Raw genomic sequence first — 19,810 nt, 5'->3', positions numbered from 1 at the left:
AGATAGGAAAGTGTAGAAAAGGAGAGATTTTTATGAACAAGAAGAACGTAGTATTTAGAAACCCTGAGGATGTTCTGGCATTCGTAAAAAAGGTGGAAAAGTATCCTTATAATATGGATATGAAACGCGGAAAATGTATTGTAGACGCAAAATCTCTGTTAGGACTTATGAATCTTGGTTTTCATAGAGAAATTGAGTTGAAAGTATATGAAGACGAATGCGAAGATCTGTGGAAAGAAATTGAAGAATATTTGGCAGCATAAGATATAACTCGAAAAATCAGGCTCCTCAGCGTACAATAGTTACGATGAGGAGTTTTTGTGTTTAAGAATGTGGGAATAAACTGGGCGAAAACAACAGATTTTCTTGCAAATAGAGGGGATCTGTCATATAATAAAATTTGTTTTTACTTTACAGGAAATTCCTATATGGTAATAAAATAGAAGAATCATAAGTAGTAAAATAAAAGGAGGATCATCTTGTGAAAAGAGAATTAGTGATTGTTATTGACTTTGGTGGCCAATATAATCAGCTTGTAGCACGGCGCGTCAGAGAATGCAATGTATACTGTGAGATTTACTCTTACAAAACAGATCTTGAGAAGATCAAGGAAATGAATCCGAAGGGAATTATTCTGACCGGTGGGCCAAATAGCTGCTACGAGGCGGATTCCCCGACCTACCAGAAAGAGCTCTTTGAGTTGGGAATTCCAGTACTGGGGCTCTGCTATGGCGCTCAGTTGATGATGCACGTTCTAGGTGGAAAAGTAGAGAGGGCAGATGTCAGAGAATATGGAAAAACAGAAGTCCTGATTGACAAAACAAGTTCCAAGATTTTCACAGGAGTGTCCGAAAAAACGATTTGCTGGATGAGTCATTTCGATTATATTTCCGAAGTGGCACCAGAGTTTGAAATTACAGCTCATACGGCAGACTGTCCAACAGCGGCAGCTGAATGTGAAGCACGCAAACTGTATGCAATTCAGTTCCATCCGGAAGTTCTTCACACCGAACAGGGAAAAGATATGTTGTCCAACTTTGTGTTGAACGTTTGCGGATGCGCAGGCGATTGGAGGATGGATTCCTTTGTGGAAGAGTCTATTCGACAGATCAGAGAGAAAGTTGGAAGTGGAAAAGTATTATGTGCGTTATCCGGCGGAGTGGATTCATCTGTGGCAGCAGTGCTTCTTTCCCAGGCTGTTGGAGATCAGCTGACCTGTGTGTTCGTTGATCACGGACTTCTTCGTAAAAATGAAGGCGATGAGGTGGAAGCTGTGTTCGGGTCTGAAGGAAACTATGATCTGAATTTTGTGCGTGTAAATGCACAGCAGAGATTTTACGATAAGCTGGCAGGAGTGGAAGATCCGGAAGCGAAAAGAAAAATTATCGGAGAAGAATTTATTCGTGTATTTGAAGAAGAGGCGAAGAAAATCGGCGCTGTGGATTTCCTTGTACAGGGAACCATTTACCCGGATGTCGTAGAAAGCGGTCTGGGTGGAGAATCTGCGGTAATCAAATCCCATCATAATGTAGGAGGTCTCCCGGACTATGTTGATTTCAAAGAGATCATCGAGCCTCTCCGCGATCTCTTTAAAGATGAAGTGAGAAAAGCCGGACTGGAACTGGGAATTCCGGAGTATCTGGTATTCCGTCAGCCATTCCCAGGACCGGGACTTGGGGTTCGCATTGTGGGAGAAGTGACAGCGGAAAAAGTACGTATCGTCCAGGATGCAGATGCCATTTACCGTGAGGAGATTGCGAATGCGAAAATGGACCGCAGCATCGGTCAGTATTTTGCCGGCCTTACTAATATGAGAAGTGTCGGTGTTATGGGGGATGAGAGAACTTATGATTATGCGGTGGCATTAAGAGCTGTGAATACGGTGGACTTTATGACTGCAGAGGCGGCGGAGATTCCATTTGAAGTACTTCAGAAGGTAATGAGTAGAATTATCAATGAGGTGAAAGGGGTCAATCGAGTATTTTATGATTTGACCAGTAAGCCGCCGGGAACGATTGAGTTTGAATAATTTTTAAAAGCTCGCAAAGCCTAGTAAAATGGGCATTTGCGAGCTTGTTTTTTGCCTTGTGGTACTATTTTGGTACTAAAGTAAGCTGTGCAGGAATAGTTTCATTTATGCCTGAGGCCATGTTATTTTCCACTCAAAATATTCATTTGGAGAAATCTCTCCATTATTTAATTTCGTTTTCATTTCACACCATTCCGTAAGGAAATCATTTACCAATCCATATTCAAAAGTTAATGCGACAGGTGAGCCTGCACTTTCATAATCATCTTCATTGTAAGTTGGTCTGGCAGCCTCGGAAGGTTTTGCCGGAGTCATTGCAGTCAGATGAATCAGGTTGCCGGGAGCTGTGTACTCTGGGAATCTTGTACCTTTTCCACGTGCAGGAAGTGATGTGGCACTTTCTTCAAGCCAGAAAAGTGTTTCAATGATATCTTCAGCAGCACCAAGGCTGTAATCAGAGATTGCCTTGTAATTGCAGTGCAAAGCATCAGCAAGTTTTAGAATCATATCTTCACCGGGAATGCGGGCACCGGTTTCATACTGGGATATGCGGACAGACATATTTTTGCCCTCAAATCCAAGTGCACCGCCCAAGTCGTCCATTGTCATTTTACGGAATACCCGTATTTTCTTTATTCTTTCACCAATTGTCATAGTGTAGTTACCTCCGTTTATCTGTCTCTGATGGACTGTTAAAGACAGTATAACACGGAAAAAATGAAAATGGAAGTTTTTCTATACAAGAACATTAGAAAAACTTCTTTACAATTCAATACCATACGGTATAGAATAATATCAATTCAATTATCTATACTATATGGTGTTGAAAAACAACTGAATGAGCGGTATCAGAAATCTAACAGGCATTTGCCAGGACACTCATATGAATCGAGCGAATGTAGACACTCCCCCAAGCGGACCGAGTACCTCGAGCAGGAGCGGGCGGTATTACAGGAGATTATCTCAGGTAAGGAGGCTGGTTGTGACATCAGCAGAACTGGTATGGAGAAACGCCAAAACAAATTTATAAAGGAAAGGTGGTGAAAGGCATGAACGAAAAGTTTTTAGAAGTAGGAGATGTGATGCAGATTCTTGGAATTTCAAGATCAGCAGCATACAAGCTTATGAGACAGATCAACAGTGAACTTGAAAGGAAGGGTTACATTGTAATCCGTGGAAAAGTAAGTAGAAAATATTTTGAAGAACGCATTTATGGTATGAGTGATGCAGGATAAGCAACAGGTAAGAAGATTAATGCGGAGGCAGGGCAGGAGCGATACGGCTTAGGCATCTGCTTCTGCATATGGAAAGAAGGAGATGATGAATATGCCAGCTTATAAAGACAGTAAGACAGGCACCTGGTTCGTCAAATTCTATTGTAAGGACTGGACTGGGGAAAACAAACAGATAAAGAAAAGAGGCTTTGCAACAAAGAGGGAAGCACTTGATTATGAGAGGAATTATAAAATACGGCAGGAGAACAATCTGGATATGACATTTGGAGAGTTCTGGAAGCTGTATACAGAGGATGTGAAAAATTATGTCAAACTCAACACGTGGCTTACAAAAGAACAAATTGTGGATACAAAGATACTTCCATATTTCAGGAATCTTAAGATGAATGAGATTACACCGGGAGATGTACGCAAGTGGCAGAATGAGATGGTAGCATTCCGTTATGAGAATGGGAAATGTTATTCCCAGACTTATAAGAAGACAATGCATAACATCTTAAGTGCGATATTCAATCATGCGTGCAGGTTTTATAATCTGAAATCAAATCCGGCAAGGCAGGCTGGAAATATGGGCAGGGAAGAAAAGAAGGAAATGCTTTTCTGGACAACTGAAGAATATAAGAAGTTTTCAGAAGCGGTGATTGATAAGCCGGTTTCATTTTATGTATTTGAAATGCTGTACTGGACGGGAATGAGATTAGGTGAGCTGCTTGCACTTACGATGGAAGATTTTGATTTTGAAAAGAACACAGTCAGAATAAATAAATCGTATCAGCGGCTGCAGGGGCAGGATGTTATTACAACACCGAAAACACCTAAGAGCAACAGAACAATCAAGCTGCCGAAGTTCCTTGCCGAAGAAATGCAGGAATATTTTGCAATGTTATATGACCAGACACCAACAGACAGGATTTTTCTGGTAACAAAGAGCTTTCTTCATCATGAGATGGAGCGTGGTTGCAAATTATCCGGTGTGAAGAAAATCAGAATCCATGATCTAAGGCATTCGCACATTTCACATCTGATCGACCTCGGGTTTTCCGCAGTTGCAATAGCTGACAGGGTTGGTCATGAGAGCATTGATATCACATATCGTTATTCGCATCTGTTTCCGTCAAAGCAGATGGCAATGGCGGACAGACTTGATGCTGTCAATGCAAGCTTTGAGGATTGTGAAGAGCAGGATGATGATGTAGAAATCATGCAGACAGAGGAAACAGCACCTATGATTGATATGGATGCGGCTTCGGAAAAGATTATAAGCATTGATAAGTACAAGGCAGTCTGATAATGCGGGTACAAGTTTTGCTGGATATACGAAGCTGAAATTAAAAGAATAGATTTTATATCGGAAGGAGCAGATTATTATGAGCGAGAAAAGGCTGGATGCCAAGAACAGATGGAGAAATGTTGTAGTAGCGTTTCGTATGTCACCGGAGGAAGCACAGGAGCTGAATGTGAAGGTTTCACTCAGCGGACTTTCAAAACAGGATTATATCATCCAATGTCTTCTGAAGCATGAAATCAGGGTTGTTGGTGGAATGAAGGTGGCAAAGAAAGTACAGGTGCATCTTGATACGATACTGGAAGAATTACAGACATTAGATGAAGCAGACAGAGGTATAGATGTTGAAGAACTGCTGGTTCCATTAAAGCATGTGCTTGATATTCTGCAAAGTGATGAGAAAGGCGGTAATCATTATGAGTAAGACAACATTTGAAAAGCTAGGTATCCCATATGAAGAAAGGGATGGAATCTTCTATCCGGTTCTTGTCGCAGGGACAGAGAAGGCAGATATAGAAGTAGGAAAGTATGGGCGAATGTGGATTAAATATATCAAGGAAGAATATCCAATGAGATATAAGAGTCTGGTGCGGTTCGGGGAGCTTGAAGAGCGAGCAGATGAAGTCAATGATACAGCATATGAGCTGCTCGATGATATTGAAGCTAAGTGGCTGAAAAAGCATAAGCCAAAGAACCCAAATTCCTTTACAGAACAGTTACAGCTAAGAACACAGACTAGGATGATGGCAGAGGAAATCGTTATTATGGATGTAGTGATGCAGTTTCATTAGTGTGGGGGCAAAAAGCGCCCCCAAAACCACAAAGTGGGGGCAGAAAGCGCCCCCGCATAAATCAGAGCCGAAAAAGTGTGGGGGCAAAAAGTGCCGTCAAAATGCAAAAGTGGGGGCAAAAAGCGCCACCAAAACAGTAAAGTGACGGCAAAAAGCGCCACCACTCAGATAAGCGAGAAAAAAGTCATGGTGGCGGAAAGTGCCATCAAAATGGAAAAGTGGTGGCGGAAAACGCCACTAAAACAGTAAAGTGATGGCAAAAAGTGCCACCATATCAGTAATTGTGGTGGTACATTAACTACCACATATTATATACAGGGTGCAGGTGCTCCTGCCAAGACGAAAAATTATGTAAACGCTGATGGCGTTTATATTTTTTCGGGAAAAGGTCCGACCTTTTCCGCATCTTGCAAAACTTATGAACACATTTTTAAGAAAGGTTGGAAAAGCAATGGTACAGATAAAAAGAGATTGGTTTGATACAGCATTAGAAAACTACGAAAGGGGAGAAATGTATGGCAGATGGAAAGAGGAGATACAAGTCTGACAGGAAAGATTATAAGATATCTGTGAAGCTGTTAGAGAAAGATATGGATATTCTGAAAGCATCACTTAAGCGAACCGGAATGACAGCAAGTGCATATATAAGAGAATTGATCCGGACAGGCGGTAACATAGATACAAGTTATCCAGAGGACAGGGCAAGAGTAATACGTGTTATTGCCGGTATTGCAAATAATATTAATCAGGCAGTAAAGCTTGGCAATTCACAGGGAAAGTTATATTACAGCGATATTGATAAACTGCAGAACAGTCTGGATGATGTAAAGAAAACATTCGGGGAGGTGCTGGAAGTATGGCGATTACAAAGATCCTAAATATCATGGAATCGGAAGGTAGAAATCCAGCATCACACCTAAAGAATGCTTTGGAATATATTCAGAATCCAGATAAGACAGAAGAATGTGTACTGGTGGGCGGTATTAACTGCCTGCCGGATACAGCATTTGAGCAGATGGAAGAGACAAAGAACATTTTTCATAAGACGGGTAAAAGGCAGGGGTATCATGTGATCATATCATTTTCACCGGAAGAAAAAGTAACAGCAGAACAGGCAATGTATGTCCTGGAACACTTTGCAAAGGATGTGCTTGGTGATGATTATGAGGCGGTGTATGCAGTCCATACTGACAGAGAGCATATGCATGGGCATCTGATCTGGAACAGTGTAAGCATGACAACCGGTAAGAAATACAATTCACCGAAAAGCAACTGGAAGAACCATCTCCAGCCTATCACAAATAAATATTGTGATGAACTGGGGCTTGCTATCATACCGGCAGAGTACAGCAGGAATCCAAAGAATATCAGCAGGGACAAGTGGGAAAAGGAAATGTCCATGAAAGAAATAATTCTTCGTGATGCTAAGATGTGTGCATATGCTGCAGGAAATGTGGAGCATTTTAAATATCTGATGAAAAGTCTTGGATATATATTTAAGAAAGATGCGTGGATGGAGGTGCAGGCACCGGGATTTCGGTATTATCATAAACTTGCAAAGCTAGACGAAATGTTTTCAGAAGATATGCTAAGGCATCATGTGGATATGCCTTGGATGGCAAAGCCTTACTTTTATTCGTCTGATATTAGAGGGTTGCACAAGGCGAAACTGTCACCATTCCAGAAGAAGTTTTATGCAAAGCTATATAGGCTAAGGATTGTTGGACAGAAGCGGTTTGTAGTTGGCGGAGCAAAGTATACGGAAGATTTGAAGAGATTTCATCAGTTACAGGACGAATATTTGTTGCTTGTGAATAATGACATTAAAGATGTTGTGGAACTGGTGAATTTTAGAAGTGAGCAGGAAGAAAAGATTCAGCAGATTGAGGACAGACAGCATGAGATATACAAAGAAAGCTCAAGCCGGAAACGCAGTATTAAGAATGAAGAGCAGTACCGGGAATATCAGATATGGCATGTGGAAGTGCGGGAAGAACTGGACGAACTGAAGCAGGAGAAAAGGGAAATTAAGAGGCAGATAACACTATTAATTCATCGGTTAACACATGATGATGAGATACGAACAGTAAAAAATCATTTAGATGAATATTCTGTTAAGCAAGTTAAAAAATTGAATTGTGGAGAAGCAATTTTAACAAGTATTAATTTGATTAACAATATTTACTTAAATATAACAAAATGCAAAAGAAAGCAATATAATGATACTCCTCTTTTATAAAAGAAAATTTTACTTTTTAAAGATTACAGAGCAGATAGGATTAGGAGATTAATGTAATAAAGAAAGCGGGTGCAACACATGAATATGCAGGAGTTAAAGGAGCTCATTTACCAAGGCGAAAAAGTTGATATAGAGTGCAAAAAAGCAGAAAAAAATGTACCAAAATCTGCATATGAGTCATATTCTGCATTTGCCAATACAAAAGGTGGATATATCATACTTGGAGTAAGAGAAGATAAAACAAAGACTGATCCGAAGGAACGATTTATAATACAAGGAATAGAGGATGCGCCTAAGCAGAAAGAAGATTTTTGGAATACGATTAATGGAAATAAGGTGAATATAAACCTATTAACTGATGACGATGTAAAGATTGTTGAAGATGGCAGTATAAGTCTAGTTGTGATTCATGTTCCTAGAGCTGATTTTAATATGCGTCCGGTATATGTTGGAGAAAATCCTTATAAGGGAACATATAAAAGAAATCATGAAGGCGATTATCATGCGACAGAGCATGAGATTAGAGGGATGATAAGAGATCAAAATCCAGAGGGAAACGATAATCAAATAATTGAGTATTATTCAATGGATGATATTGATAAAGAAACATTAAGAAAATATCGTCAGATTTTTGAAATCAGAAATGATGGTCATGTATGGAATGCTTTAGATGACAAGTCTTTTCTTGAAAAGTTGGGTGGCTATAGGAAAGATAGAAAAACTGGAGTAGAAGGCTTGACATTAGCAGGACTTTTGATGTTTGGTACAGGACAGGCTATCAGAGAACGCTTTGATAATGTTTTTATGGACTATCGTAATGAGAGTCAAGTGACAGCAGATATTCGCTGGAATGACAGAATTACCTATGATGGCACATGGGAAAATAACCTGTTTAATTTCTTTACCAAAGTAACACCTAAATTAACGGAGGACTTAAAAAAGCCATTTAAATTGGAAGGTGGCGTTCAGCGTATAGATGATACTCCGGTTCACAAAGCAGTTCGTGAAGGCTTTGTAAATATGATTATTCACGCGGATTACTTAATGGATGCAGGAGTATTGAAAGTAATTAAGAGATCTGATTCGTTCGAATTTACAAATCCGGGAATTTTGAAACTTCCGCTAGAGGATATTTATCGTGGAGGTAATTCAAAGTCAAGAAATCCTCATATGCAGACTATGCTTAGATTGGTTGGATTTGGCGATAATGCTGGCTCTGGATTTCCGACAATTCTTGATGTGTGGAAGTCAGAAGGATGGATAAAACCTGAATTGATAGAAGATACAAATCTTGATCAGGTGACACTTGTGATGAAGATGGAAAAGGAATCTGATGAAAATGTCATAGAAAATGTCATAGAAAATGTCATAGAAATTTCGGAAGAAAAAATCAAACAGTTAATGCCTAAATATTCTAAGAAGAAGCTTTCTAAAGCGTGTAAAATTTTGAAAATGATTTCGGAAAATCCGAATATTTCTATTGATGAATTAAGAACAGCCTTAGATGTTACAGATAGAACAATTGCAAGATATATATCAGAATTAAAGGATAAAGGTATCATAGAACGAAAAGGTCCAGATAATGGTGGAGAATGGAAAATTATATAATAGAATTTATAAAGAAAGGAATGGTAAAATGGCTAGCTCAAATTTAAAAGATAATTTAGAAAAATTACAGATAGTTGCAAAGGAAAGAACCGTAAAAACCCAAAATATAGAATATGATTTAGAAACTCTTGTAAAAAAAATAAAAAAAGGAATTATAAAATTAAATCCCGATTATCAAAGGAACCATAGATGGAATGATTCAGAATCATCTCGATTAATGGAAAGTTTAATTCTAAATATTCCTATTCCGACAGTGTATTTGTCACAAGATGTTGATGTTGATGAAGAAGTAGATGATGATGTGGCAAGATATTCCGTGATAGATGGTCAACAGCGTCTTACTGCAATATATGGATTTATGACAAATGCATATAAGTTGGAGGGATTGGAGGTATTGGAACTTTTAAATGGATCATATTATAAAGATTTACCACCTTTTTTAATAAGAAGATTGGAAGAAAGAACGATAAAGTGTTTGCGCATTGATTCGACAGTTGATCCACAAGTTAAATTTGATATTTTTGAAAGACTGAATTCAGGGGCAGTTCAGCTTGAGTCACAAGAATTAAGAAATGCAATTTATAGAGGAAAATTTAATGATATTATAAAAGAATTGGCTAAAAATGAAGATTTTAGAAAACTACTTGGAATTGATTTGAAAAATCCAGAAGAAAATAATAAAGTTAAAAAAATGCAAGATGTTGAATATGTATTAAGATTTTATTCATATATAGATGGAGAAGGAGAAAATATGAAAAAATCTTTTAAAGATTTTCTTTCTGAACAGATGGATAAGTATAATAAATTTGACTCTAATGATTTAGAAAGATTAAAAAAACATTTTGAAAAAGTTATGAGCTTTATAATTATTCAATTGGGAACGGATGCTTTTGCAAAGTATAAGGTGGAAAATGAAAAATTGAAGTTGCAATCACATTTTAATGCAGCCGTATATGATGCTATTTCTATTGCTATTTCAGATAAGATAATGGAAGATGAAACATTTACCATTACAACACAAATGAAACAAAGGTTAAAACAATTGTTTTTTAATGATGATTTTATAGATAGCATAAATGGAAGCACGAATGATAAGTCAAAAATACTAAAAAGGATTAAAATTGTGAAGGGAGTACTAAAATAATGAGTACATTTGCATCGGATTTTATGGATAAATTTGATGCTAGATGGGATGAAGTGAATGTTCTTATACAAATGGCAGAACAAATAGGTACTGACGATGATAAATATAATGTATTGTGTAGAGCAGCAATTGTTTTAGTTGTCGCAAATTTAGAAGGGTGTTTACAAGAAATTATAAGATGTCTAATAGATGACATAAATATTAACAATGCCTTTTCAGTATCATCAAATAGAATGAAGAGAACATTTTGTAGTCAGTTTATTGACACAGATAACAAAGGATATGAAAAAAAGATTACCAAAATGGTGGATTTGTTTGAACAGGCAAATATCAAATATACTATAGCTCCTTTCTTTTATGAGAACAACAAGAACCCTAAAGCATCTGTTATAGAAAAGTATTTTGAAGAAATTGTAGGTAGAAATTTTTGGGGGTACATAACTGATTGTAGAATAGAAAAAGTTTTTGAAAATGACAATGAATTTGTATTAGAAATAACAACGCAATTGAGCGATATTTTAACTAGAGGAGTTAGAGAATTTCCTTATAATATTGATATATCTTCAATTGAATTGAATTTATCGAATAATAAGGTTTCAGATGATTGTCTGTGGAAAACTTTTTTGAATCAGACATTAAAGGCGAGACATAATGTTGCACACGGAATATCATTTGATAACACTATGTCTATAGAGGAGATAAAAAACACAAGAGAAAAAATAGTGATTTTGGAAAAGCTATTTGCTGTATTGATATTTAAATATGGGATAAAATAGATGGATATTTAAATTGTAATTGTAAGATTAAAGATAAAATAGACATTTTGTTGAGAAATATATAGTGTTAATTTTAGATGTTATCACTATATCTTAGAAAATGAGTAAGAGAAATAGTATTCAAGATGATAACACCTAATGTGATTCCGAAGTTAGTCTCAACGAAGTCTCACTAGATTTGAGACTGAGTGAGACTCTATGATATAGCAAAACGCGATAAAACCGGGATTTGCAGGTAAATTATAATGTTGTAGTCTCATTTTTGAAATTGTTTGTTGAGACTAACATGAGACTGAGGAGGTTCAAAATCATGGACATAAGTAAAAAGGATTGGAAACTATTTCGAGAAAAATTATCAGGTTGGCAGGAAAATTATATGGAAGGTCTTGTTAAAGAGTATGCAAATTTTCTGAATGATGATAAAAAGCCTGCATCAGAGAAATTCTGGGAACTTGAAAAACGGATAAAAGAAGATAAACGTCATCTAGGAGTTGTCATGGAACTGAAAAAATCAGAGGTAATATGGGATATTGTTCGTCTTATTAGACTGAAAGTAATTACATATAATGATTTATCAGACTTTAGTGATGAATTACAGAATGAAGTAAAAAGAATACTTGAGATGAGCAGGTGATACACATGGAGATTGGTGCAACAAAAGCAGTTCAAGATCGACTAAAAACAACAAAGATTGAAGAAAGCAAAGGTGCTTCACTTGTGTTCTGCTGGGACACACATTTGACGAAAATAAAAGGAAGAAATGTCTTGTTTATTGTGAATGCCAGTAATCGTTATACAATAGCAATGACAGATATTGAACCAAGAAACTGGAATTACTATACAATGTATATCCGCAGTGTGATTCATGGCATGATGCAGGAAATGGGATATGCCGAGGAGCAGATAGGGCTGTATTTTAAAATGTCAGGCGATACAACTATAACCAAAACTCATGGTAGGAAATCGGTTGGTGGCATTAACAGAATGGTAATGGATGCACAGTATTTTGGTAAGAAGCTGGAGAAAGAAGCAAAGTATCAATGGGAACTTTGTGAGTATCTGAACAGAGATATCTGCCAGCCAGAGGGATTTGATGCGTATGGATATCCGAGTGAACTTTTTAAATTAGACATGGAACGACTAGGGATTGCTACTAAGAGAAAGCCTGCAAAGGTAATTGATATTGCTCAGTACATAGAAAACAATCGTGGTACTAACGATTAGTACCACAAAACTTTTTCTTGCAGAAATATTGGATGTAGATTATAATTTCCATAGGTGGACAAGCAAACCGACAGAAAATTATTCTGTGAGTAGTAAAAGAAACCTGCAAGCCACCTGAACTACACACAATAATGAAAAAATGCAATGGTACTGGATTGGTACTAAAAATATGTGAAACGAAAAATAACGTGTGGAAAAAGTATAGATTATCAATACAAAACAGTATAGATAACCACATTAAAATAACCTACATCAAACCAAACTTTGCGAGTTTGAATAAGCAAAAATGCTTAGTGAACCTAGCGTTTATGCGGGTTTGCAGCATTTTTAAAAGTCTTTTGATAACAAATTGATAACGGTTGCATGAGAGCCATTATTCTTGTAATCCAGTGGTTTTAGGGTTAGAGAATGATTGACAGGCGGTTGTGCAACAAATAAATCCATATTATAAACTAAGCCCTTAGCTGTGGGTATAAAACTCATGGCTAAGGGCTTTTTGTCGTTATTTGTGTTGAATTAGGTAGAATAAGTAATGGTTAGATAATTTTTCCAATAAATTCTCCAATTACAGCACCAATAACCATAGAAATAAGTGTCCAAAGGATTTGGATCCACCATGTCTCTTTACAATAATTTAGGATTCCTTGAATGGATATTCCATATATTTCTGTCCATTTTGAATTAACTTTCAGTGTGTTGTTAATTGCTCTGTTGAGGAGTGAAAAGACATCAACTTTACGTAGCGTGGACATATGTAGCTTTGATTAAAATACAACTACTAAAAGCATCTTGAACGCTTCCTGCCCATATACCGCATGGGGATGGCCTGCTGGCATGACAATAGATTCTCCTTCGTGCAGTAGATATTCAACGCCATCAATCGTGATTTTTCCGATACCATCCAAGCAGGTGACGAAGGCGTCCCCACCCGATTCATGGGTACTGATCTCTTCGCCCTTTGCGAATGAGAACAGGGTAATACTTACTGCCTGGTTTTGTGTCAAAGTTTTGCTGACAACCTGCCCCTCCTGATAAGAAATTTGTTCTCTCAGCGTCAGTACTTCTGATTGAGCAATGTTTTTCATTTTTTTACTCATAGTATCTCTCCTGTTATTCCAAAATTTTACCACCCAACGAAATCGTAACAATCTGCCAAGGAATGAATTTTCCGCTTGCCTGCAACGCTTTTTTGGCAGCTAATTCCAGTCCGCCGCAGCAGGGAACTTCCATGCGTACAACCGTCACACTTTGAATGTTGTTGTTTTGAATGATCTGCGTCAGCTTTTCGCTGTAGTCTATGCTGTCAAGCTTTGGACAGCCGATAATCGTAATTTTCCCACGCATGAAATCCTCGTGCATTCTGGCATAGGCGTATGCACTGCAATCCGCTGTAATTAGCAAGTTTGCGCCGTCAAAATATGGTGCATTAGTCGGTACCAGTTTGATTTGGCATGGCCATTGTCCCAACTGTGATTCTGTCTGTACCCGGGCAGAAGGAGTTGTTTCTTGTGAATGTTGAATACGCTGCATTCGACTGCCGGGGCAGCCTGTATGGGGAACAGCGGCATGATTGCTTTTCGCTTTTTTCCTCATATTTTCCTGCACAGCTTTTTCATCATAGGCGGCAGCTTCTCTCTCCACAAAGGAAATTGCACCTGTCGGGCAGGTTGGCAGACAATCTCCCAAACCATCACAATAATCATCTCGCAGAAGTGTTGCTTTGCCGTTTACCATGCCGATTGCACCCTCGTGACAAGCTTCGGTACACGCACCACATCCATTACATTTTTCTTCATCTATTTGGATAATTCTTCGAATCATTTTATACCATCCTTTCTCTTGTCTTTCTGGGCATAGTATATTATAATTAAAAATAAAAATCTGTTGTTATAACAACGAAAGTGTAAAAAATATGAAATTATCCGATATGCAGCTATTCCGTGGGTTAGAAGAAGATGACATCTCCTCGCTTTTAAGCTGTTTGAATAGTGTAAAACGCAATTATAAAAAAGGAGAAGTAATTCTTTCAGAAGGGAGTATTATAGAGAATATCGGCATTGTACTGTCAGGCATGGCAATGATATCTTGTAACGATATTTGGGGGAATACCAGCATTTTAGGAAGTGTTGCACCTGGTTCTGTATTTGCTGAGGTATATGCCTGTATTCCGGGACAGCCGATGCTGGTTACAGTGTCTGCCGTGGAAGATACCTCTGTGTTGTTTATGAATGTGGGACGTGTTCTGACTACCTGCACAAACGCCTGCCCTTTTCATACAAACCTTGCACGAAATCTACTGACTGTCTGTGCTCATAAAAGTCTGCAACTTTCACAAAGGATTTTGCACACCAGTTCCAAATCCATACGAGGCCGATTGATGTCTTATTTTTCAGAATGCGCAAAACATGCCGGAAGCAATTCTTTTCTGATTCCATATAACCGCCAGCAATTAGCAGATTACTTGAATGTTGACCGCAGTACTATGTGCAACGAGCTTTCTAAAATGCAGAAAGATGGCATGATTGAATACAAAAAAAATCGTATTTTGCTCAAAGACTGAGATTTAAGGAATGGTATGAATTTGAATAGGGATTGATTTTTTAAGCAAAATTGCTTATGATCTGAAATAGAATATTGCTGTACTTCTTATTGCTGTGGGAGTATTTGCTATTACTCTTGGAATCATGGTATGTAATAAATTGCGGCAACCACAAAATTATATAGAAGCAGTAGATCCGGATAGTGTAGAAATGAAAACGGCTGAATTGTTGTCCGGAATTGATGGAACCATGATGTTTCAATACAATTCAAAAGATACATTTCAAGCATTATACGTTTACTTGTCAGAATATCATCCTGGAAAACGAGTTTCTCATAAACGAGTTTTGGAACTTTCCTATGAGGACGTGAAATCTGCAAAAAATGGATTGATTGTCATCACTCCGGATTTTGATAATTTTACTGCAAAGCTTATTGCAGCAGATGAATATTCAAAATATATGACAGAAACGCCAATCTTGGAAGGTGTTGCAAACAGAGAATATTATGGAAGATCTGCGACCTCTATAGAGAACAAAAGCACGATAGAGTACGGAACAGAGCAAGGATTGGCAACACTGATCTATGGCGAACAAGGAGAGCGTTCGTTGCCAATACAGGATATTGCAGGGGAGCATATAAATACAGATAATGAGTACATGTATTACTATTCGGTTGAATTTATAAAATAGCACTAATAAAAAGAAGAGGATGTCACGTAATCTGTTTTGATTCGGTGGCATCCTTTTTTGACATTTAGTTTTTATGACATTATAGATTTCATAACTTATTTCTTATTTTTCGGTATTCTCTTGGCGAATATCCTTTCAGCTTGTGAAAAAGCCGACTGAAATAAAGCTGGTTATCATATCCGACAATCTTAGAAATCTCATTGATGGAATAAGTTGTTGTTTCAAGTAACATCTGAGCATTGTTGATGCGGATTCCCACAATGAATTGCATTGGTGTAGAACCGGTATATTTTTTGAAATTTCGGATAAACCAGCTGACACTCATGCCTCGTGAGGCAGCATAATCATCAATATTGATATTTTGATTGTAGTTTTCACTGAAAAAGGTAACAGCATTATCCATCTCATGATCAAGATATTCATTTTTTAATATGTGCTCTCTTGTCAGTTCCCGGTGGAAACTGATCAGAAGATGACGTAGCAAAAGGACAAGCATTTCCTCATAATTGTCTTGACAGCGTTGGAGCTCGATAATGATACGTTTGAAAATTTGTTCATATTCATTAGATGTACCCACTTGAAAGACACGTTCTTTATCCGGAAACCCATATTGACGTAAGATATTTTTCACATTGCTTCCTGTGAAGTGAATCCAGTATACTTCTGTCTTATCTTCTCCGTAATATTCATATTTCTGAAGTTCCTTCGGTCTGTACAGTACAATGTTGCCGGCGGGGACAATCGTTTCGTTATCCACATTGTCAAAATGAAAATGCCCACAACCAGCAGTGATATATATAATCTGATAATCCAGACGCCCCCTTGGACGGTAGGTCGGAAGTTTGGGATGTCTGGAAAGACGGTAAGTACCACAGCTTCCTACAACCAGTGGGCGACTTTTGTCTTTGAAATCCATATGGGAGTGGTTTAAATAACCGGTGTTCAAATACATAGGACAGCACCTCTTTTCGTACTTTTTATCATTGTATCATTTAGTGCATATTTTGTCTAATCCAATTCATAGACATATTTTGCGGATTAGGATAAGTTATATATAGCATAACTAAGGAACGTAAACAAAAAAGTAAAGTATAAGGTTTGCTTTAGGAAAACAAAGAACAAAAAAGTATATGTATTGGAGGAGAGTTATTTATGATCGTACCACGTTATTATGAAAATCTAAGCGTACTGCACGAAAACACAATGCCAGCCAGAGCCTATTATATTCCGGCATCCAGAAGAATGGATAACCTGGTGGAACACAGAGAAGAGTCAGATCGTATGCAGTTATTGAACGGAACTTGGAAGTTCCAGTATTTTAACAGCATCTATGACATTCAGGATTCTTTCTTTGAGAAGAATTATGATACAGAAAATTTTGATGAGATTCAGGTTCCAAGTGTATGGCAGATGGCAGGATATGATACACACCAGTATACAAACATCCGGTATCCGTTTCCGTTTGATCCACCATATGTGCCACAGGATATTCCGTGTGGAGCTTATGTACATAATTTTGAGTACAGCAGAGATGAGAAAGCATCAAAAGCTTTTTTGAACTTTGAAGGAGTAGACAGTTGCTTTTATGTATGGATCAATGGCTCTTATGTAGGGTATAGCCAGGTTTCTCATATGACCAGTGAGTTTGATATCACCGACCTCCTTCGGGACGGAGAGAACAGCATAGCGGTTCTGGTCATGAAGTGGTGTGATGGTTCCTATTTGGAAGATCAGGACAAATTCCGTATGAGTGGTATTTTTCGGGATGTGTATATTTTGAAACGCCCAAAACAGGCAATCAGTGATTATCATATTAAAACAAGAATTGAGGATATGCTTGCGAAAGTAGAAATTGAAATGAAATTCTACTTTCCCTTAAATGTAAAAATTTCGATTGAAGATAGAAATGGAGCAGTTGTAGCACTAGGAAGTATTGCTGAAGAAGGAACAGCTGTATTAGAAATTGCAAGTCCGGAACTTTGGAATACAGAAAATCCATATCTATATAAATTGATTCTTGAAACAGAGAATGAAGTAATTGTAGATCACATTGCATTAAGAAAGATAGAGATTAAAGACCAGGTCATTTACCTAAATGGACAGAAGATTAAATTCCGTGGTGTCAATCGACATGATTCCGATCCGGTTACTGGATTTACAATCAGTCTGGAACAGCTCACAACCGATCTTACGTTAATGAAGCAGCATAATTTTAATGCGATCCGTTCCAGCCACTATCCGAACGCACCATTTTTCTATGAAATGTGTGACAAGTATGGATTCATGGTGATAGATGAAGCAGATATTGAAGCTCATGGTCCATTTATGATCTACAGAAAAGAAGACACCGATTACAATCGGTTCAAACGATGGAATGAGATGATTGCAGATGATCCGGCATGGGAAGAGGCAATCGTTGATCGCGTAAAACTTATGGTGGAACGTGACAAAAACCGTTTCTGTATTGTTATGTGGTCAATGGGAAATGAGAGTGCTTATGGCTGCAACTTTGAAAAAGCACTGGAATGGACAAAGAATTTTGATCCAGACCGCATCACACAATATGAGAGTGCAAGATACCGTAATTATGATGAAACATATGATTACAGCAATCTGGATGTGTACAGCCGGATGTATCCGGCGCTTTCCGAAATTCAGGAATATCTGGATAAAGATGGAAGCAAACCCTTCCTTTTGGTAGAGTACTGTCACAGTATGGGAAACGGACCTGGAGATTTTGAAGATTACTTCCAGATGATTCAGGATAATGATAAAATGTGCGGCGGCTTTGTCTGGGAATGGTGTGACCATGCGATTGCTCATGGAACTGCTGAGAATGGAAAGGCTATATATGCTTATGGGGGCGACCATGGCGAAGAAATTCATGATGGCAACTTCTGTATGGATGGATTAGTATATCCGGACAGAACGGTACATACAGGACTTTTGGAATACAAGAATGTTTATCGCCCGGCAAGGGTTATTTCCTATGACAAAGAAAGCGGAGAACTGGTGCTTCATAACTACATGGATTTTGATGACTTGAAAGATTATGTGAAGATCAGTTATGAACTGACGCAGGACGGGCTTGTAATCAGCAAAGGTAAACTTCCAGAAGTTTCAGCAGCACCACACAGTGAAGGAAAAATAAACCTTAAAATCAATGTGCCAGAGAGTGGAAAATGTTATTTAAAATTTATTTACCATCTGAAAAAGGAATTGCCACTGTTGGATGAAGACCATATTCTTGGATTCGATGAAATTGAGGTGAGCAAAGACGGTGCAAAATGTAAACTTGCTGAGAAATGGCTACAAAAAACAGCAGTGGACTCTGAGTTACAGGTAAATGAAAATGATACACAGATCCATATCAAGGGGCGTGAATTTGCTTATACCATAGACAAACGTACTGCACTCTTTACAGAGATGAAATTCGCAGGGCGGGAATACTTGAACCATCCGATGGAATTAAATATTTGGAGAGCTCCAACAGATAACGATATGTACATTAAGTCTGAATGGAAGAAAGCCCATTATGATAAAGCTTATACAAGAGCTTACACGACAGAGGTCGTGCAGGGAAAGCATGGTGTGAAAATTACAAGCCATGCATCCGTTGTGGCAGAGACAGTACAGAAGATTCTTGATGTGACGATCACATGGAAAATAGAAGCTGCTGGAAAGATTGATGCAGATATTGAAGTAACAAAAGATGATGAATTCCCAGACCTGCCAAGATTTGGTGTGAGGATGTTCCTGGATAAAAAACTTTCAGCTGTACGATACTTTGGAATGGGACCACAGGAAAGCTATTGTGACAAACATCAGGCTGCGAGCCACGGTTTGTATCAGGCAAATGTAGATGATTTGCATGAGGATTATATTCGCCCACAGGAAAATGGAAGCCATTATGATTGTGAATATATAGAGCTTAACAACAGTCGATATGGAATTGTGGTCTCTGCGGAAAATGCCTTCTCATTCAATGCTTCTTATTATACGCAGGAAGAACTTGAGGAGAAAACGCATAATTATGAACTGACAGAATCAGATAGTGTAGTATTTTGTGTTGACTATGCACTAAATGGCATTGGTTCTAATAGTTGTGGTCCAGTTGTATTGGATCAGTACCGATTTGATGATGTATTATTCCGGTTCCAGTTTACACTGATACCGTATATAAAGGGATAATAAAGTTTCATGTAACCCGTAAACAAGGAAAGAGAGTCTGATTGTTATGTAAAGTCCG

Annotated in this window: 20 protein-coding genes; 16 read left to right on the top strand and 4 right to left on the bottom strand. The window is 37.9% G+C overall.

Going from position 1 to position 19,810, the window contains the following annotated elements; translation table 11 throughout:
* Positions 1–32 precede the first annotated feature (32 nt).
* Positions 33–263, top strand: a complete 231-nt coding sequence (locus WKT00_RS06870; protein ID WP_101695033.1) for an HPr family phosphocarrier protein — start codon at positions 33–35, stop codon at positions 261–263.
* Between the two features lie 218 nt (positions 264–481).
* The gene (gene guaA, locus WKT00_RS06865; RefSeq protein ID WP_340262307.1) at positions 482–2,029 is read left to right on the top strand and encodes a glutamine-hydrolyzing GMP synthase; all 1,548 of its coding nucleotides are present in this window, start codon (positions 482–484) and stop codon (positions 2,027–2,029) included.
* A 105-nt stretch (positions 2,030–2,134) separates the two neighbouring features.
* On the opposite strand, the gene WKT00_RS06860 is transcribed toward guaA, so the two are convergent.
* A complete protein-coding gene (locus tag WKT00_RS06860) occupies positions 2,135–2,683 on the bottom strand; it encodes a helix-turn-helix domain-containing protein (protein ID WP_340262305.1) in 549 nt (182 codons plus the stop codon).
* Between the two features lie 395 nt (positions 2,684–3,078).
* On the opposite strand from WKT00_RS06860, the gene WKT00_RS06855 reads away from it, so the two are divergent.
* From WKT00_RS06855 to WKT00_RS06805, 11 genes are all read left to right on the top strand, one after another.
* Positions 3,079–3,264, top strand: a complete 186-nt coding sequence (locus WKT00_RS06855; RefSeq protein WP_116444108.1) for an AlpA family phage regulatory protein — start codon at positions 3,079–3,081, stop codon at positions 3,262–3,264.
* A 91-nt stretch (positions 3,265–3,355) separates the two neighbouring features.
* Positions 3,356–4,552 (top strand): site-specific integrase, encoded by a 1,197-nt coding sequence (locus WKT00_RS06850; protein ID WP_340262299.1) that lies wholly within the window; start codon positions 3,356–3,358, stop codon positions 4,550–4,552.
* 79 nt (positions 4,553–4,631) lie between these two features.
* Entirely contained in the window at positions 4,632–4,973 is a 342-nt protein-coding gene (locus WKT00_RS06845) for a plasmid mobilization protein (protein ID WP_116444106.1), read from the top strand.
* Positions 4,966–5,340, top strand: coding sequence for a TnpV protein (locus WKT00_RS06840; RefSeq protein ID WP_340262288.1), 375 nt, complete (start codon positions 4,966–4,968; stop codon positions 5,338–5,340). Before WKT00_RS06845 ends, WKT00_RS06840 begins: the two co-directional genes overlap by 8 nt.
* A gap of 515 nt (positions 5,341–5,855) precedes the next feature.
* Positions 5,856–6,218 carry a plasmid mobilization protein gene (locus WKT00_RS06835; RefSeq protein ID WP_340262284.1) on the top strand — a complete coding sequence of 121 codons (363 nt, stop codon included), beginning with the start codon at positions 5,856–5,858 and terminating at the stop codon, positions 6,216–6,218.
* Positions 6,197–7,579, top strand: a complete 1,383-nt coding sequence (locus WKT00_RS06830; protein ID WP_340262281.1) for a relaxase/mobilization nuclease domain-containing protein — start codon at positions 6,197–6,199, stop codon at positions 7,577–7,579. Before WKT00_RS06835 ends, WKT00_RS06830 begins: the two co-directional genes overlap by 22 nt.
* A 78-nt stretch (positions 7,580–7,657) precedes the next feature.
* Positions 7,658–9,187, top strand: a complete 1,530-nt coding sequence (locus WKT00_RS06825) for an RNA-binding domain-containing protein (RefSeq protein ID WP_340262278.1) — start codon at positions 7,658–7,660, stop codon at positions 9,185–9,187.
* Between the two features lie 28 nt (positions 9,188–9,215).
* The gene (locus WKT00_RS06820) at positions 9,216–10,331 is read left to right on the top strand and encodes a DUF262 domain-containing protein (protein WP_117961251.1); all 1,116 of its coding nucleotides are present in this window, start codon (positions 9,216–9,218) and stop codon (positions 10,329–10,331) included.
* On the top strand, positions 10,331–11,107 hold the full coding sequence (locus tag WKT00_RS06815) for a HEPN domain-containing protein (protein ID WP_117961153.1): 777 nt from the start codon (positions 10,331–10,333) through the stop codon (positions 11,105–11,107). Before WKT00_RS06820 ends, WKT00_RS06815 begins: the two co-directional genes overlap by 1 nt.
* Before the next feature lie 310 nt (positions 11,108–11,417).
* A complete protein-coding gene (locus WKT00_RS06810) occupies positions 11,418–11,741 on the top strand; it encodes a hypothetical protein (protein ID WP_340262263.1) in 324 nt (107 codons plus the stop codon).
* A 5-nt stretch (positions 11,742–11,746) separates the two neighbouring features.
* Complete coding sequence (locus tag WKT00_RS06805) at positions 11,747–12,331, top strand: DUF6933 domain-containing protein (RefSeq protein WP_340262260.1); 585 nt, start codon at positions 11,747–11,749, stop codon at positions 12,329–12,331.
* A gap of 764 nt (positions 12,332–13,095) precedes the next feature.
* On the opposite strand, the gene WKT00_RS06800 is transcribed toward WKT00_RS06805, so the two are convergent.
* Both WKT00_RS06800 and WKT00_RS06795 read right to left on the bottom strand, forming a co-directional pair.
* Positions 13,096–13,428, bottom strand: a complete 333-nt coding sequence (locus tag WKT00_RS06800; RefSeq protein WP_009242442.1) for a cupin domain-containing protein — start codon at positions 13,426–13,428, stop codon at positions 13,096–13,098.
* Positions 13,429–13,441: 13 nt separating this feature from the next.
* Positions 13,442–14,152, bottom strand: a complete 711-nt coding sequence (locus WKT00_RS06795; protein WP_340262228.1) for an ATP-binding protein — start codon at positions 14,150–14,152, stop codon at positions 13,442–13,444.
* 91 nt (positions 14,153–14,243) lie between these two features.
* On the opposite strand from WKT00_RS06795, the gene WKT00_RS06790 reads away from it, so the two are divergent.
* Positions 14,244–14,891 carry a Crp/Fnr family transcriptional regulator gene (locus WKT00_RS06790; protein ID WP_016439651.1) on the top strand — a complete coding sequence of 216 codons (648 nt, stop codon included), beginning with the start codon at positions 14,244–14,246 and terminating at the stop codon, positions 14,889–14,891.
* 190 nt (positions 14,892–15,081) lie between these two features.
* Entirely contained in the window at positions 15,082–15,561 is a 480-nt protein-coding gene (locus WKT00_RS06785) for a hypothetical protein (protein ID WP_340262210.1), read from the top strand.
* An 88-nt stretch (positions 15,562–15,649) separates the two neighbouring features.
* Here the strand turns inward: WKT00_RS06785 and WKT00_RS06780 are convergent, their stop codons facing one another.
* The gene (locus tag WKT00_RS06780; RefSeq protein ID WP_101695025.1) at positions 15,650–16,513 is read right to left on the bottom strand and encodes an AraC family transcriptional regulator; all 864 of its coding nucleotides are present in this window, start codon (positions 16,511–16,513) and stop codon (positions 15,650–15,652) included.
* A 200-nt stretch (positions 16,514–16,713) separates the two neighbouring features.
* Here WKT00_RS06780 and WKT00_RS06775 point away from each other — a divergent pair, with 200 nt between their 5' ends.
* Positions 16,714–19,752: a glycoside hydrolase family 2 TIM barrel-domain containing protein gene (locus WKT00_RS06775; protein WP_340262207.1), complete on the top strand. Its 3,039-nt coding sequence runs from the start codon at positions 16,714–16,716 to the stop codon at positions 19,750–19,752.
* Positions 19,753–19,810: the final 58 nt, after the last annotated feature.

The organism is Dorea sp. ICN-14282, assembly GCF_037890115.1.
Taxonomy (GTDB): domain Bacteria; phylum Bacillota; class Clostridia; order Lachnospirales; family Lachnospiraceae; genus Dorea_B; species Dorea_B phocaeensis.
The sequence above is the reverse complement of the archived record's forward strand: the minus strand, read 5'-3'. Positions and strand labels throughout refer to the sequence as shown.